General features: G+C 50.8%; 13 protein-coding genes. 7 read left to right on the forward strand and 6 right to left on the reverse strand.

Annotated elements, in window-relative coordinates; genetic code table 11:
• Positions 1-254: 254 nt before the first annotated feature.
• The 3 genes from K0T92_RS07820 to K0T92_RS07830 all read right to left on the reverse strand — a co-directional run bounded on the left by K0T92_RS07820 (position 255) and on the right by K0T92_RS07830 (position 4,002).
• Positions 255-1,073 (reverse strand): SPL family radical SAM protein, encoded by an 819-nt coding sequence (locus K0T92_RS07820; RefSeq protein ID WP_219871869.1) that lies wholly within the window; start codon positions 1,071-1,073, stop codon positions 255-257.
• Positions 1,074-1,355: 282 nt separating this feature from the next.
• On the reverse strand, positions 1,356-2,747 hold the full coding sequence (gene thrC / locus K0T92_RS07825; protein ID WP_219871870.1) for a threonine synthase: 1,392 nt from the start codon (positions 2,745-2,747) through the stop codon (positions 1,356-1,358).
• 673 nt (positions 2,748-3,420) lie between these two features.
• A complete protein-coding gene (locus K0T92_RS07830) occupies positions 3,421-4,002 on the reverse strand; it encodes an NAD(P)H-dependent oxidoreductase (RefSeq protein WP_219871871.1) in 582 nt (193 codons plus the stop codon).
• A 167-nt stretch (positions 4,003-4,169) separates the two neighbouring features.
• Between K0T92_RS07830 and K0T92_RS25475 the strand changes: the two genes are divergently transcribed.
• A complete protein-coding gene (locus K0T92_RS25475; protein ID WP_219871872.1) occupies positions 4,170-5,192 on the forward strand; it encodes an AraC family transcriptional regulator in 1,023 nt (340 codons plus the stop codon).
• A gap of 68 nt (positions 5,193-5,260) precedes the next feature.
• Positions 5,261-5,779, forward strand: coding sequence for a DinB family protein (locus K0T92_RS07840; RefSeq protein WP_219871873.1), 519 nt, complete (start codon positions 5,261-5,263; stop codon positions 5,777-5,779).
• A 57-nt stretch (positions 5,780-5,836) separates the two neighbouring features.
• Here K0T92_RS07840 and K0T92_RS07845 read toward each other — a convergent pair whose 3' ends face one another.
• On the reverse strand, positions 5,837-6,637 hold the full coding sequence (locus K0T92_RS07845; protein WP_219871874.1) for a WYL domain-containing protein: 801 nt from the start codon (positions 6,635-6,637) through the stop codon (positions 5,837-5,839).
• Positions 6,612-7,943, reverse strand: coding sequence for a helix-turn-helix transcriptional regulator (locus K0T92_RS07850; RefSeq protein WP_219871875.1), 1,332 nt, complete (start codon positions 7,941-7,943; stop codon positions 6,612-6,614). The genes K0T92_RS07845 and K0T92_RS07850 overlap by 26 nt, the downstream gene beginning before the upstream one ends.
• Positions 7,944-8,131: 188 nt before the next feature.
• Between K0T92_RS07850 and K0T92_RS07855 the strand changes: the two genes are divergently transcribed.
• Together K0T92_RS07855 and K0T92_RS07860 are read left to right on the forward strand one after the other, a co-directional pair.
• A complete protein-coding gene (locus K0T92_RS07855; protein WP_219871876.1) occupies positions 8,132-9,544 on the forward strand; it encodes an RtcB family protein in 1,413 nt (470 codons plus the stop codon).
• A 500-nt stretch (positions 9,545-10,044) separates the two neighbouring features.
• Entirely contained in the window at positions 10,045-11,157 is a 1,113-nt protein-coding gene (locus K0T92_RS07860) for a slipin family protein (RefSeq protein WP_219871877.1), read from the forward strand.
• A 134-nt stretch (positions 11,158-11,291) separates the two neighbouring features.
• Here K0T92_RS07860 and K0T92_RS07865 read toward each other — a convergent pair whose 3' ends face one another.
• Positions 11,292-11,858 carry a hypothetical protein gene (locus K0T92_RS07865; RefSeq protein WP_219871878.1) on the reverse strand — a complete coding sequence of 189 codons (567 nt, stop codon included), beginning with the start codon at positions 11,856-11,858 and terminating at the stop codon, positions 11,292-11,294.
• A 215-nt stretch (positions 11,859-12,073) separates the two neighbouring features.
• Here K0T92_RS07865 and K0T92_RS07870 point away from each other — a divergent pair, with 215 nt between their 5' ends.
• From K0T92_RS07870 to K0T92_RS07880, 3 genes are read left to right on the forward strand one after another with little or no spacing between them, the layout of a single operon-like run.
• The gene (locus K0T92_RS07870; RefSeq protein ID WP_425517634.1) at positions 12,074-13,228 is read left to right on the forward strand and encodes a cysteine protease StiP family protein; all 1,155 of its coding nucleotides are present in this window, start codon (positions 12,074-12,076) and stop codon (positions 13,226-13,228) included.
• The gene (locus K0T92_RS07875) at positions 13,225-14,040 is read left to right on the forward strand and encodes an HAD family hydrolase (protein WP_219871880.1); all 816 of its coding nucleotides are present in this window, start codon (positions 13,225-13,227) and stop codon (positions 14,038-14,040) included. The genes K0T92_RS07870 and K0T92_RS07875 overlap by 4 nt, the downstream gene beginning before the upstream one ends.
• Positions 14,041-14,092: 52 nt before the next feature.
• Positions 14,093-15,109: an ATP-grasp domain-containing protein gene (locus K0T92_RS07880; RefSeq protein ID WP_219871881.1), complete on the forward strand. Its 1,017-nt coding sequence runs from the start codon at positions 14,093-14,095 to the stop codon at positions 15,107-15,109.
• Positions 15,110-15,454: the final 345 nt, after the last annotated feature.

Genomic DNA, 15,454 nt, shown 5'->3' on the forward strand with positions numbered 1-15,454 from the left:
GTAAAATACCTGTCCTTTGGCAGGCATTTTACCTTCATGGGGTCAGAAATGAGATAAAAACTGCGGTTTAGCATGTTTCGCCTAGCTCGCATCGCGCTTCTTGCCTCTTGCAGTTCAGATCTCGCATGTCTTGGCGTTTGAATGACGGATCGTCCTCTGGCGAGGAGTAGGTCAACAATCTGATGATCGAGTGGGAGCTGAAATCTCCAAAAAGGACTTTCGGGATAGCCCCTTTTGAGTTTTTTCAGCCTCCATTAAGGCTCAAAGCCCTTTTGACTTACATAAATCTGATCCTCGGAGAAAACCTGTCTCAGCCGATCGTAGACGATGCGATAGGCGGAGGGATGATACCATTCCTCCAAGCCCAGCTGCTTGTACAGAGCTTGAATGCCCAGATTGCGGGTTCGTTTGCCGCCGCTGCCGTCTCCCATGAAATAATCATCCAGGCAAACACGATTGACCGCTGCATGCAGCAGCTGCGGGAAGGCTTCGCTGCTCGGCAGCATGGGCGCGATTGTTGCTTGTACGGGCACACCAGCTTCAGCCAGGAGCTGAAGCGTCTTTAGCCTGGCAGGAATGGGCGGAGCCTCTGGCGAGAAATGCTTTCGAATCTCCTCCCGGTCGGTCTCCACAGTCATGCTCACACGCACCTTATCTCCAAGGCGCAGCAGCAGATCAATATCTCTGCGGACAAGGGGGCTTCGAGTCTGCACGAACAGAAAGTCGGGCGGATCGCTGACCATAACTTCAAGGAGTGAGCGTGTGATTTGTTCCTTATGCTCAATGGGCTGATAAGGATCGGTGCTTGAGGACATAAAGATCGTAACAGGACCTTTGGCCTTGGCTCTTCGCAGCTCCTTGCGGACGATGGCTGCGGCATCTTGCTTAATATCGACCCAGGTGCCCCATTGTGCATTCCGGAAGATAGAAACTGGCATCTGCCGAACATAGCAGTAAGAGCAGCCGAACGAGCAGCCGGTATATGGATTCAGCGAATGGCTGTAGCCAGCCAGAAATCCGGTTCCTTTATTCAGCAGTGTCTTGGGATACTTGTACATGTATTCCTGCTTCATATCCTTCAGCCTGTTCTCCTTCCCGGGAATATATTAGCATTGATGGCCTGTTATCCGGCAGCACATGCCTGCACGAACAGTATAACCCTGCGAATGAGCGTTTGTACGCAATTTCGAATGTAACAGCAAGATAATGAAAGAATAGGCTGCAATCAAGGAGGAAGAATGAGGGACTGCCTGCACTGGAAGGGCTGCGCGGTATGTGGAAGGACAGACAATAAAGCGAGGGCTGCGGGCAGAGAGGAATTTCCTCCGGCCGCAGCCCTCGCTTATTGTCTTTTCTTAGCTATAAAAGGCTTCCAGCTCGCGAACGATCGACTGCAGCGAGCCGTCAACACGAGTCTGACGCTGCGGCTTCTCGAAGAGCGCCGAAATTTGCTCCGGGAACTGCTGCTCGATACCAACCAGTTCGATTGCTTCGTTGAATTTGGCAGGATGCGCGGTGGCCAATGACACGGTAATTGTCCGCTCGCCGCTATATTTATCCGCGGCCGCTACGCCGCAGGCAGAATGCGGATCAAGCAAATAACCGGTTGCCGCCTCATACTGCTTGATCGTAGTTAGACATTCCTGGCCTTGAACGCCATGTGCACCGAATTCCTCCTGAACCTTGGACAGCGCGTCGCCGGCTATAGAGATCTCCCCGGTCTGCTTGAACTGCTCCATCAGTGTGCGAATTTGCGCCGGATCCTCGCCGAGCACATAGTACAGGTAACGCTCAAAATTGCTTGCTACCTGAATATCCATCGACGGGCTGTATGTCGTGCGGAAATCTCCCGGCTTGTACACGCCCTCCAGAACGAACCGTTCCAGAATGTTGTTCTCATTCGTGGCGAGAATAAGCTTGCCGACCGGCAATCCCATCCGCTTGGCCAAATAGCCTGCAAAAATATCGCCGAAGTTGCCAGTCGGTACGCTGAAGCTGACTTCTTTCGCACCTGTTTCCTTCGCAACCTGGAAGTAAGCATAGAAGTAATAGACGGTCTGTGCCATAATCCGCACGAAATTGATCGAGTTGATCGCAGCCAGATGATGGCTTGCCTTAAAGTCGAGATCAGCGAACAATTCCTTGATCATCCGCTGGCAATCGTCGAAATTGCCGTCAACGGACAAGTTCAGCACATTGTCCTCTTGCACGGTTGTCATTTGCAATTCCTGTACCTTGCTGACTTTGCCATGCGGATGAAGAATGCAAATTTTAATTCCTTTCTTGCCCTTCACACCCTCAATGGCAGATGCTCCGGTATCCCCCGAGGTCGCGCCGAGAATATGAATCTTCCGGTTCTGCTTCCCGGCTACATACGTATATAGCTGGCCCATGAATTGCAGGGCGATATCCTTAAAGGCAAAGGTAGGGCCATGGAACAGCTCCAGCAGATACAGATCATCCTTGAGCTTGCGTACCGGCGTTACTGCCGGATCGCGGAATGTATCATAGCTGGCGTAGACAAGCTCCCGCAAGTCCTCTTCGGGAATTTCCCCATTCGTGTAGAGCGCGAATATCGCAAGCACCAGCTCCTGATAGCTCAGATCCTGCCACTTCTGCAGCGTTTCTGCCGATACAACCGGAATTTCGCGGGGGACCAGCAGGCCGCCGTCGTCGCCAAGGCCCATCATGAACGCGTCAATAAATCCTATTCTGCCAACATTTCCTCTTGTACTGATATACTCCATCCGTAATTCCTCCTAAAGATATGCGCAATAACGTTAATCAACTAAATAAAATCATAACATCGTTTGCAGAAATAATGAAATCCATTTTTCAAAAAAGGCGGATTTTTTCATCGTTTACGCTAATTTTGGCGATTTTTGCTTCGTCAATAAAGATACCATAACGGCAAAGGGAGAGCTAATCGTCTCTATGGAGGGGGAGCCAGCAAATCCTTTTTGGTAGTTTATTCAAACGCCAGACAAGCGAGATGCGAGCTGCAAGCTAGGCGAAACATGCGAAACGGCATCTAATTGATCGTTCCTGGCCCGATGAAGATGAAATGCCTGCCAGCGTGCAGGTATTTCACCTTCGCTTCTCCTCAACAGCCGATTTCCCCCAAAATTCATGCGTGATCACAGGAATATTACCATTTATGGCGTCTTGTAACCGAAATTCATGCACATTCGCAGGTTTCTTACTTCGTCACGCTGCCTTCAAAACAGTTGGCGAAAGGGGTATCCAGAAAATTGTTTGATGATTTCAGAGTCCCCACTAAAAGTCCCCATAGATATTGAAAAAGATGCTTCCAAACCCACTTTTTAGTGGTTTGAAGGCATCTTTTCACATCATTTGGGACTGACCCTTTGGATAGTGGACTTTTCGGAGCCCTTCTAGCAGTTTCATGTATATGCGCGATTACAAGCGCTTCCGGCCCAGCGTTTCGACCTCTTCCAGCCACTGCTCGCGCTTCTTGTCTGTGGAGCTCCGGATTGGACATAATTCAGTAATTTTGACGGGATTGACGCCGCAATATTGCAAGGTCGCACGTTTCATAACACGGTGTCCGGCTTGTCTATAGATCAATCGGTTATACCAGGAGGGCGAGTCCATAGTGACAATAAGGCGGGCGGATTTCCCGACCAGCAATTTGTCCCACAGGCTGGAGTTGGGGCGGCTCCGAAAGGCAAAGCCGGGCAAAAATGTACGATCGATGAATCCTTTCATTAAAGCCGGAACCGACCCCCACCAGATGGGATAGACGAATACAAGATGATCCGCCCATTTGATGATTTCTTGCGCTTCAATGAGATCATCCTCCAGTGCCACCCTCTGATGATAGCCGAATCTCAAATTCGGGTCGAAGGACAAGGATCCGATATGAATGCCGCGTACAGTTGCTCCACTGTCTATGGCTCCTTTCTTGTAGGCCTCCGACAAGGCCTGGCAATAGCTCCGGGAATCAGGATGTCCATTAATAACGGCGATGTTTGCATTCATAATAATAGCCTCCTCGTAAGCAAGAGCTATTGAATACGCTCTGGCAGTTCACCTTTAGTCGCGGTGCATGTTAAGATAAACTAAGCGTAAGCGATTTGAAGCCATGCTAATATGATGAAACATGCCAAAATCTTTTTATAATATGCAGAAAAAAGGGGGAGGAGCCCGTGCAAGAACTTAGCGGGGTATCTGTCGCCTTTGTATATCCAATTGTGAAAACAATTGTGATCAAAGGGTATGACAAGGGAGATTTCTTCAGGCGGGCGAATATTGACGAGTCGCTTCTTCAGGATACCGACGCCAGGCTGCCCGTGGAGCAATTTGAGGGGATGATCGACCTGGCTGCTGCGATTACATCGGACGAAGCCTTCGGCTTGCATCAGGGACAGGCTCTGGAGGTTTCCGATCTGGGCGTCCTTGGATATGTAATGTCGCATTCCAAAACGATCGGTCAAGCTATAGCCGCCTATCAAAAGTATAATGTCCTCGTGTGCAGCGGCTTCAACATCAGCTGGGAGGTGGAGGGGGATGATGTCATCATTACACTTACCTACAGCAATCCGCAAAAAGTAGCTTCCAGGCATTGCAAGGAGGAAGTGTTCAGCTCCCTGTACAATCTGATGGTCAGGCTGAGCTGCAGGACGTTCTCGTTAAAAGAGGTGAATTTCACCCACGATCTGCAAATCAAGGCCGATACGTATTTAGAGGTGCTGGGGATAAGGCCGCAGTTCGGCAGAGCTGCCAATACGATTCGCATTAAGAAAGAGATTCTCGATTATCCCATTCTGTTTGCGGATGCCAAGCTGCTGGGAACCTTCGAGGCGATTGCCGAGGAATCAAGACTGCGCCTTATACAGGGCCGAATCTTTTCGGATCAGCTGTACAGTTGGATTATCAAGAACATGCCGGTGCAATTCCCCAGCCTAAAGGATACGGCAAAAGCTTTCAGAATGAGCGTAAGGAACCTGCAGGTCAAGCTGCAGCAGGAAAATACGACTTTCCAGGATATTATGAACCGGGTGCGAAGAGAGCTTGCCGTCGGTTATTTGGCTAAACCGGAGTATAACATCGGCGAGGTTGCCTACCTGCTTCATTTTTCAGAGCCAAGCGCCTTTCAGAACGCCTTTAAGAGATGGACAGGCACAACACCAAGACAGTACCGGATGGAATTGATGAACGTATCCAAGTGATTATATAGGACATGGGAGTTGAAGCGCCGACAGCTTAGGTATATATATTGGACATAGGGGATGAGATCATGAGTGAAAGACCGGAGTCGAATGAATATTTGCCCTTGGCGGAGAAGTATATCAGCCTTGTGCCGGATGGAACGCTGCCTCATATTCTACAGCGGCGGCAGGAAGACACGATAGCTCTATTGGCAGGGCTGTCAGAGGAGCAGGCCGGGTATCGTTATGCCGAGGGCAAATGGAGCTTGAAGCAGGTAGTGGGACATATTGCGGATGTGGAACGGCTGTGGAGCTATCGGATTCTGCGGATCGCACGGGGGGATGTGCATGAGTTTCACGGCTACGACAGGGATGTATTCAATGAAAACTCTCCCTTCGGGGATATGCCGCTGGCGGAGGTTCTCAACGATTATTCGGCTGTCAGGCAATCGACCATTACGCTGGTAGGCGGCCTGACGCAGGAAGCTCTGCTTCGCCTGGGTGAGTTCGGCGGCAGCCCGTTGTCAGCGCGTGCGGCAGCCTATGTTATCGCTGGCCATGACATTCACCATATGAACGTTATCGCGGCAAAATATTTGATTAAATAAGCAATCCGGGTCAGGCTGGGCTTGCATGCTCAACCTGACCGTACCACAGCACCTCTGTCACGCCATGCCATATCTCTCCAGCGCTTTCGTCGCGGACTCATACATCCGCCGCTGCAGCATTCCGCCATCAACAATCTTGACCCGCTTGCCCAGAAACCGGATCTTGGACAGCACGTATTCGCTGTCATTATTGGAGAAGCTCAATGTAATCGTATAGCAATCCGCATCGGGATCATAATCGACGTCCTTCTCGAAGCAGGAGAAGGCATACAGAATGCGTGACAGCTCCCGGTTGTATTCCGGCATGACCTGTACGGCTGCACTTATTCTGCGCTTGTTCAGCCTGGCTTGAATTTGAACTGATAGTCTCTCCGACTGGTCGTCCTCAAGCGGAAGCTCCGAAATCCCGGTAATTTTGTCGAGCTTCGTGCTCATCATCATCCGATTCTTGAAGTGATACCAGATGATATACCATTCTCTCTTCACCATCGAATATTCCAGCTTGTACGGGAATCCTTCCTGCCCGGTGTAGAGCTTCCCGCTTCTGATGGCATAGCTCAGCGCCATGCCGTTTCTGCTTCCTATTATCCGGCGCAAAGGTCGCAAGTGGGAGTGGTACACCTGCCTCTCCATGCTGCGGGCTTTCTCGACCATAATGCCCTCGATACCGATCGCCATCTCTCCGTCCAGAAGCTGCTGCAGCTTCGACAACGTTTCCGGTGTGAGTGCATCCGGAGCAGCGGGATGCTGCAGCATCGCCTTCAGCCAGCCCCGTTCATGAGCAGTGATCATGCAGATGCCGGTGGCTTCCAAGCGCGAGATGATCCCGTAATTAAATATTTTCTCGAAGGGATTCATAGTACGTTTGCAGCTCCTTCCACTCTGTAATCATTTCAAGGCGCAGAGCAGTCGGCTCCAGCACCTCGCAGCTGGAGCCGAAGCTCCGCAGCCACGGCTTGATCTCTATCGTGCCGTTAACGACAATCTCATAGGTAAAACTATTCTCGTCCTCATCTGTAATTCGTCCCCATTGTCCTTGCAGCAGGACCCGCTCCTTGATGAAGTTGGGCATGGAATGGCCGGGATTATAGAATCGGGCTCGCACCGTTACCGGGCGTCCGGTATCAATTAACCAGCTGTGCCGGATTTTCTCCTCCAGTTCCCCGCGCCTCTTCACGAATTGCTCCTCAGCAACGCTTTCCCCGGCTGCTATTGCAGTCATGCCTTCCAGCCGATATTTCCTGATGCCTTGGCGGGTGTCATAAGCAAGCAGATACCATCTTCCATATTGATGATCATAGACGACCTTGAGCGGAAGGGTTGACTCCTGCCTGCCCTCTGATTCCCGTTCGAACAATGGATTCGTGCTCCTTGCGGCATAGCTTCGGGCGCTCTTGGGCGAGAAGTATAGAAAGCTTACTTTGCGGCGTTGCCGGATACAATCGAGCAGGGTGAACAGATGAGCTTCGTCCAGAATACGGGAGTAGTAATGATATTTGTACAAGTAGGGTTCTGTGACATCGCCCCTCCCGCTCCTGTGCGAACGGCTGATTTGCTTCTTCAAGCCGTCCCGGAGCAGATAGCCTTGAACGGAAGGAACCTGTGTGTTAGCCATAATATCTACGAAATCATAGAGATCCAGCAGCTCCTCATGCGACAGCTCCCGGATCAGGTCATTATGAATGCGGTAGCGATAGGGGCGGGGGCCGGGCTCCCGCTTAATGACGCCGACGGCCTCCATATATTTGAGATCGGAGCGCACCGTCTTCTCATCCGGCATGGGAAGGCCGGCATCAAGAGAGCTGCAGCAGGCATCGAGAAGCTCCATAGCCGTGAGCGGTCTTTCTTGCATGGCGGCAAGCAGCAGCGATATTCGCTGGCTTTCCGATTCTTTGAGCGACTTGGCGCGAAACAGGAACAGCAGCAGAGGGTCTGTTGAGTCATAGTAGCTGTAACAGATCGTTTCCGCGAATTCTTTGCTCTGCTCATAGGGCAGCCCCTGGTGTACCGTGCTGACGATATCCTTCAGCCGTTTAATCGTCTTGTCGAAAGTATGGACAGAAATTCCGAGCCTGCTCGCGAACTGCTGCCGGCTGTACGCCCCGCTAGTGAGGACGAGCATGCGCAGAAACTGTATTTCCTTATCGAAGCTTTCCTTGGCCACCTGCAATCCTCCGCTCTGTTGTACAATCCTCCGTACATTGTAACAGGTGAGCGAATGGATGAAAAAGGGCAAATATTCCTCAGTCGTAATACTTCCGCCATGTTCGCAAGCGCGATAATCAGCGATGATAGTATTCGCAAGGCAGTACATGACAAGTGAAGCAGGAGCAAGAGGAGGTCAATCCAACCATGCAACAAATCAATCACGGCAGCAACCATCATGAAATTGTGCTGGAGCACGGCAAGCTGCATGTTTTTGCGAACGAGGAAGTTTTGGAATCATTCCAGTCGAAGGTTTACGAGATGGCAGACAACAATCTGCGGATTCCGCGGAATGTATATATGGGCTACACACCCGATGCGCATGTTGGGGTCGGCACTTGTATCGGAACGACTGCGGTATGGAATATGGAGGACGGCTGTGTATCTCCTTCCATTGTTGGTGTGGATATCGGCTGCGGAATGCGGGTTCATACGACATCACTGCATCGCAACGATATCGTGGATAAAAAGATTCGCAGAGCGCTGATTGCCGCGATCGAGAAATACGTTCCGACGAATGAGCGCACGAACACGCATTATGCGGATATCGACATTATGAATGTCGTCCAGCACGGCTTGGGCGGATTGCCGGACAAATATGTGCCGGATAACCAGTGGCTGACTCATGTCGAGCAGGCTGTCTTCCAGTACGAGCATGCATATCTGGAGCACCTGCCGCCCCGCATTCTGAAGAATGCCCACGGGCAGCTGGGCACGCTGGGCAGCGGCAACCATTTTATCGAGATTCAATATTTGGAGATCAGTGAGGATCAGCGGGAGCTGGCTGCCAAGTGGGGACTGTTCGAGGGGCAAGTGGTCGTTATGATTCATTCCGGCTCCCGTGCCTGGGGCGCGATGCTTGGCCGGGAATACAACATGGCGCTGAAGGAAGCCATGCATCTGTGGGGTGTTCACAATCCCGACCCTAATCTGATCTATGCGCCGATTGCAAGCCGGGAAGGACAGACCTATCTCAATCTTATGTACTCTGCGCTGAACTTCGCGGTCAGCAACCGGCATATGATTGCATTCGGTGTCCGTGAGGCCTTCAGGGAAGTATTCGGTTCAGAGCTGGAAATGCCGGTCCTTTACGATTTGATGCACAATTATGCGCTCAAGGAATTTCATCGCAATCGTCCGATGCTGGTTCACCGCAAAGGGGCGACAAGAGCGCTGCCGCCGAATCATTTTCTGAATACGCCAGCATACAAAACGACGGGACATCCTGCGCTCATTCCGGGCTCTATGGGAACCTCGTCCTACATCATGGTCGGGAGAGAGGAAGGAATCAAGAACTTCTACTCTATCTGCCATGGAGCAGGAAGAGCGAGATCCCGCCGGGCGACCAAGGAGCTGGTAACGGTTGACCAATTTCAGCAATCGCTGCGGGTCGGCACGGAGGATGAGGTGCTAGTGAATCACCGCACCCTGGAGAAGATTCTCGACGAATGCCCGCAAGCGTACAAGAATGTCGATGAGATCATCGATAGTGTCGTCGGCGCATCCTTGGCGGATGTAGTGGCCAAATGCAAGCCTATGGCCGCTATCAAAGGCCTTTAATCAATCTTGCTATTAAAGATAACATCAATAATAGATCGGATTATGTGATGAGGTGGCGATACTTCGCAGGGATTTCTAATGGTCCCGCAGTGCCTGCATAGTCTGTATGCGGGTATACTGTATCGTTTCGCTGTCCATAGTCCTCCAACTGTCAAGGGTTCGAATCCCTTATCGCTAATATAGGCGATTAGCTCAGTGGTAGAGCACTCGACTTTTAATCGGGAGAAACTCAATTCTAAGACCTTTAAGGAGGAATTCTCGCGCTGGCACTTCTGCAGCACTGAAGCGGGACTATGCAAGAGGCGGATACCGATAAGGGCAAGCAAGCCGATGACATTATGGGTGGCAGGAGCGGATTGCAGGTTGATTGTGAACCTCTGGTCGCTTCATGGGAACCTATAGCGGAACAGCCTGCTTCCTCTATTCTCAAGCCTTATTCCGTCCCAGACTTCAGGGAGAATTCCTAACTTACAGGCCAGCAAAAAGGAGTGTAGAAACAAATGTTTAAAAAAGTAATTATTCAATCCGATGAACGCGGTCTGCTGTTCAGGCGCGGAAGCTATGTGAAGTCGCTGCAGCCTGGCACATACAGAATGTCTCCGTTCACAGACGATGCCATAATGGTGCAGAATGTGCTGCATCCCTTTGCCCCTGCGGCCAAAGAGCTTGAACTGTTTCTACAGGATGCGGAGCTTCTGCGGGAACTGGCAATCGCGGATGTTCAAGATAATGAATATATGCTGCATTATGCGGATGGCAAATTTGTCTCTCTGCTTACACCCGGAATCTATGCATTCTGGAATGTACTGAAGAAGCACACCTTCGTCCGCATCGATATTCGGAATCCGGAGTTTGCGCCAGAGGTGAATTTGGCGATTCTGCCCAAGCTGCATGGCCACTATCAAAGCTTCGAGGTGGGAGGACATGAGTCAGGTATTCTGTTCTACAACAATGTGCTGCAGCGGGAGCTGCGTCCGGGCAAATATTATTTCTGGAAAGGTCCGGTATCCGTAATGATTAAGACACTGGATCTGCGCCAGCAGCAGCTGGACATGACGGGACAAGAGATCATGACGGAGGACAAGGTGACGCTGCGGCTCAACTTCGTATGCCAATACAGAATCATTGATTCTCTAAAGGCACTCGAAATCAAGTCGTTCGAGGATCAGGTATATATTCTGCTGCAGCTTATTCTTCGTGAGTATGTCGGTACGTTGAAGCTGGATGATCTGCTCCGAATGAAGCAGGAGATTGCGGAGTTCGTCCTGTCACGGTTGAATGACAAGAGCGGGAGCTACGGCGTGCAGTTTCTGTCTGCCGGTGTGAAGGATATTATTTTGCCGGGCGACATCAAGGAAATATTGAATACCGTTCTGCTGGCGGAGAAGCGGGCTCAGGCCAATATCATCACCCGCCGCGAGGAAACGGCTTCGACCCGCAGTCTAATGAATACCGCCAAGCTGATGGATGAGAACGGCACGCTTTATCGGCTCAAGGAACTGGAATTTCTGGAGAAGATCTGCGAGAAGATCGGCACGATCTCCCTCACGGGTGGCGGCAATCTGCTGGAGCAGCTGAATTCGCTGCTTAGTGTGAGAGGCTCCGAGAAATAATAAGCAGGGCTGTCCCTAAAGTCCTTTTTTGGAAAAGGTCAGCTCCCACTCGATCATGGGACTGCCCACGTACTCCGTCAGTCAAACGCCGAGAGATGCGAGATGCGGGCCCCGTTGCTGTTTCTGTCCGGGTATTAAGCGGGCTCCGAATGCGCCAGCCCGGTCCACTGCTCGCTCATATATTCTTCAAGTGTGCCGCGGTATACCTGGCGCAGCGCTTGTGCACGCTCTATATCGGCCGGTGTAACTAAGGCGGACGGCTTGGAGCTGACCGGTACGCCGTTCTCTTCCAGGACAGCAGCTACGAATTGCGTGCAGAAATAGGCATTTTTGCGCTGGATCCGCTTGTTCAGCAGTACCCCGAATAATCCTAGCAGGTTATATTTGTAACGATGCTCGTTTCTCTCCATCTCCCACATATGCTGGCGAATCCGCTCATAGGTTCCTTTGCTTACGGTGCAATGATAGAGCGCGCAGGTCGCCCGGTCGAACAGATTGCTGCTCATATCTTCTTTCACAAATCCGCCGATGAGCGGATTTCTTCTATTTTTGCGGCCGAAGCTGTATACTTCCTTCAATTCAGGATCTAACGCAATCGAGGCGTGATTCATAGGAGCTTTCGTAAACATCCTGATCAGCTTGGTGAATAGGGTCCCTGTATCTGTAAGCAGTACGTAGATATGCTGCTGCGACTCGTTCATCTCTGACACCCTCCCTCGGTTGTCAATGTTAATTTCTTATTTTGAAGTATAAAGCAGAGTGCTGGAATCAGAATCAAACCTGGGATGGGTTTGCGAACCCGACTTTGGTCGGGTAGTCGCAGGGAAAGCGGCGATGCGTGACGGCTTATCATTTAAGAGCATGAAAAAGAATCAATAATGAAGTAGAATGACAGGAGAAGACTTAATAAAAACGGTTGGAGGACGAGATGACTCACATCATAAGAAACAATAGCTTATCAGCCCCTGAACCGATGGGAAGCTACAGCCAGGAGGATGTTGTTTTTCTGCTCAAAAATTTGAATGAGGCCAATCTGGAGAGAAGCAATGAGGATAGGGAGGCAGCTATTCAGACGGGCGTCCACTATTCGGAGATGCTGCCAGTAGAATATCAGCCAACGCCGGAGTACCTGCAATTGTTCCACAAGACGCTGCGGGAATCTGCTGAGCGAATTGCCTATGCTGTCGGTATCGTATCTGAGATCATTGTGAAGAAAAGAGGATTTAAGGTGGTTCTCGCTTCTCTTGCGAGAGCAGGAACGCCAATCGGTGTACTGATCAAACGCTATATCCAGCATGTATACAAGGCTGATCTGCCTCATTACAGCATATCGATCATTCGGGGAAAGGGCATTGACCAGAATGCGATTCTTTATATGCTTCAGAGACATCCCGATGATGAGATTCAGTTTGTAGACGGCTGGACGGGCAAGGGCGCGATCCGCAAGGTTCTAATTGAAGCCTGCGAGGAGCTGCAATCCAAGTACGGCATTCAATTGGATGACGATCTGGCCGTGCTTGCTGACCCGGGTTATTGTGCAGGGACGTTTGGTACGAGAGAGGATTATCTCATTCCAAGCGCATGCCTGAACTCAACGGTATCCGGCTTAATGAGCCGTACCGTGCTGCGGGCTGATCTGATCGGGCCCAATGATTATCATGGAGCGAAATTTTATAAGGAGTGGCTGGACTCCGATGTATCCAATCTGTTCGTAGATACCGTTGGGGCGCATTTTGCCGATATAGAAGCTGCTGCCAGGAAAGAGGCGGACAGGCTGCTCGCAAGCCCGGAGGAAACGGCAATAACATGGAGCGGGATGAAGGACATCCAGCGCATCCAGCAGGAATTCGGGATTCAGGATGTGAACCTCGTGAAGCCTGGGGTAGGAGAAACGACACGCGTGCTTCTGCGGAGAGTGCCATGGAAGATTCTTGTTGATTCACTGGATAATCCGAACCTGAAGCATATCCTTCTGCTGGCCAAGGATCGTCATGTGCCGGTGGAGGAATATGAGGGCTTGACCTTTTCATGCTGCGGTATCATCAAACCACTTAAGGAGACATCACAATGATTTTTGCCAGTGATTTGGATCAGACACTGATCTATTCGGAACGGTCCAAGGGGGAAGTGCCTGCCGAAGACATGGTGCCGGTTGAATTATATGAGGGACGTCATATTTCCTTCATGACGAAGAGAGCGGTTGAGAAGCTTGGGACGCTCGCCGGGCTGGCCCGGTTTATTCCGGTTACGACGCGAATACCGGAGCAATACCACCGGATTTTCGGAATTACAGAGGGGTTCCGTCCAGAGTATGCCATTGTCAGCAATGGGGGGACTGTTCTTGTGAATGGGCAGCCTGATCAGGAATGGAACGGTATTGTCCGTGACGCTGTGCGGACGCATTGTGCGGAGCAGTCGGAGATTATAGGTCTATTCAACGCGATTGCCGCATCCCATTGGGTGAAGTCCTCCCGTCTATGTGATGAGCTGTTCTATTCCATCGTTGTGGAGAGGGATCAGCTGCCGCTGGATGCCATAGAAGAGCTGAAGAAGCAGATAGCGCCGCTTGGGTGGAGCTATTCCCTGCAAGGCCGCAAAATTTACCTTGTGCCGGAGAAGGTGAGCAAGGGTGCTGCAATCCAATACGTGAAGGACAAGCTGGATTCCGGTTATGTATTCGCTGCGGGGGACAGCTTGCTGGATGAAAGCCTGCTGCTGGCGGCAGACTTCGCAATCGCACCTTCTCACGGAGAGCTGGGACGTCTGGAAGCAGCGAACCCGCATATTTCTTTTACAAAGTCTACTGGAGCACTTGCTTCGGAAGAGCTTCTGGATATTATTATTGAACGAGCCGGGAAACAAGCAGCATTACAGACGAAGTAGATTCGATACGGCTTCATATCATCTATGTGATCAAGGAAGGAAAGTTGTTCAAATGACAAGGATTTATATGAATCGCTGGTTTTCTGTTGCTTATCACTATATTGGGATGATTCGCAACAACCCCGATGGTGAGAAATTTGTATTTTATGGTACCCATCCCGATCCCCGGCATATGTCGTTATTGGCGGCAGACCATGCAGAGGTGGAACCAGCCGTAATCGGACTGGAATACGTTCAGTTCTGTGTGGATTTCTGCAAAAAGCATGAAATTGATATTTTTATTCCCCGGCTGCATATGGAAGAGATCGCGAGACATATTCATCTGTTCGACGAAATAGGAACGAAAGTTATGGTCTGCCGAGATATTGAACTTCTTGAGGCTATGATGGAGAAGGATAAATTCTATGAACTTCTGCAAGGCCAAGACCTTGTCGCTATTCCGGAGTACCGGGTCGTCAATACGGCGGCTCATTTCAAGCAGGCCTATGAAGAGCTGTCTGCGCAAGGGATGAAGGTTTGCTTCAAGCCGACGAAGGCGGAGGGTGGCAACGGATTCCGCATGATCGATGACGAGCAGGACCCGGTTGCGGAGCTGTTCGGTTACGTGACAGTATCGACCACGTTCCGGCGGGCGTACGAGACCTTGTCGCTAGCGGGGCAATTCGAGGATGTGATGGTCATGGAGATGCTAGACGGTCCTGAATACAGCATCGACTGCATTGCAACTGCAGAAGGGGAACTCATAACGGCTATTCCGCGCAGAAAGTCTGAAGGCAGGCTGTATCTGCTGGAGGATGTTCCTGAGCTTATGGAAATATCGCGGCGAATAGCCGGGGCACTGCGCATTCCGTACGCCTTCAATATTCAAGTTCGTTACAATAACGGAATTCCCAAGCTGCTGGAGATCAATCCGCGCATGTCCGGGGGACTGTATATCACCTGCTTGTCAGGTATCAATATGCCCTATCTGGCGGTTCGATCGATTATGGGCAAGCCCATTGCAGCGCCTGCTCCGCAGCTGGGAATTACGGCGAGCTTTGTGGAACAGGCTGTTGTGCTAGATAGATAATACATGCGAAACGGCATCAATTTTCTCGATTCTGACCCGATGAAGGTGAAATGCCTGCCAGCGTGCAGGTATTTCACCTTCGTTTCCCCTTAAACGGGTAGCGTCAAGAAGTTTGTGTAAGCTTGTAGATATATCCATCGGGTGTTGGTGGGGGTGGAGGAATCCGCCCCCGCCATAGTGGTTTAACTTTCGATCCGAGGATCCGACTGAACAGAATCCGAGGAATAGCGCTTTTCAAACATCTCATTAAGTTTTTGTTTGACAACGGGATCGCCAAAACCTGGGATGACACGGTTCTCAAAACGTTCGTTGTAGGCGATGGTGTCCAAGTATACAATTTTTTCT

Source organism: Paenibacillus oenotherae (genome assembly GCF_019443105.1).
Taxonomy (GTDB): Bacteria; Bacillota; Bacilli; order Paenibacillales; family Paenibacillaceae; genus Paenibacillus_Z; species Paenibacillus_Z oenotherae.

What these genes read in the sequence shown, in the direction of transcription:
- K0T92_RS07820 (WP_219871869.1), bottom strand. Translation starts at nt 1,073, where the DNA reads ATGAAGCAGGAATACATGTACAAGTATCCCAAGACACTGCTGAATAAA.
- thrC (WP_219871870.1), bottom strand. Translation starts at nt 2,747, where the DNA reads ATGGAGTATATCAGTACAAGAGGAAATGTTGGCAGAATAGGATTTATT.
- K0T92_RS07830 (WP_219871871.1), bottom strand. Translation starts at nt 4,002, where the DNA reads ATGAATGCAAACATCGCCGTTATTAATGGACATCCTGATTCCCGGAGC.
- K0T92_RS07840 (WP_219871873.1), top strand. Translation starts at nt 5,261, where the DNA reads ATGAGTGAAAGACCGGAGTCGAATGAATATTTGCCCTTGGCGGAGAAG.
- K0T92_RS07845 (WP_219871874.1), bottom strand. Translation starts at nt 6,637, where the DNA reads ATGAATCCCTTCGAGAAAATATTTAATTACGGGATCATCTCGCGCTTG.
- K0T92_RS07855 (WP_219871876.1), top strand. Translation starts at nt 8,132, where the DNA reads ATGCAACAAATCAATCACGGCAGCAACCATCATGAAATTGTGCTGGAG.
- K0T92_RS07860 (WP_219871877.1), top strand. Translation starts at nt 10,045, where the DNA reads ATGTTTAAAAAAGTAATTATTCAATCCGATGAACGCGGTCTGCTGTTC.
- K0T92_RS07865 (WP_219871878.1), bottom strand. Translation starts at nt 11,858, where the DNA reads ATGAACGAGTCGCAGCAGCATATCTACGTACTGCTTACAGATACAGGG.
- K0T92_RS07875 (WP_219871880.1), top strand. Translation starts at nt 13,225, where the DNA reads ATGATTTTTGCCAGTGATTTGGATCAGACACTGATCTATTCGGAACGG.
- K0T92_RS07880 (WP_219871881.1), top strand. Translation starts at nt 14,093, where the DNA reads ATGACAAGGATTTATATGAATCGCTGGTTTTCTGTTGCTTATCACTAT.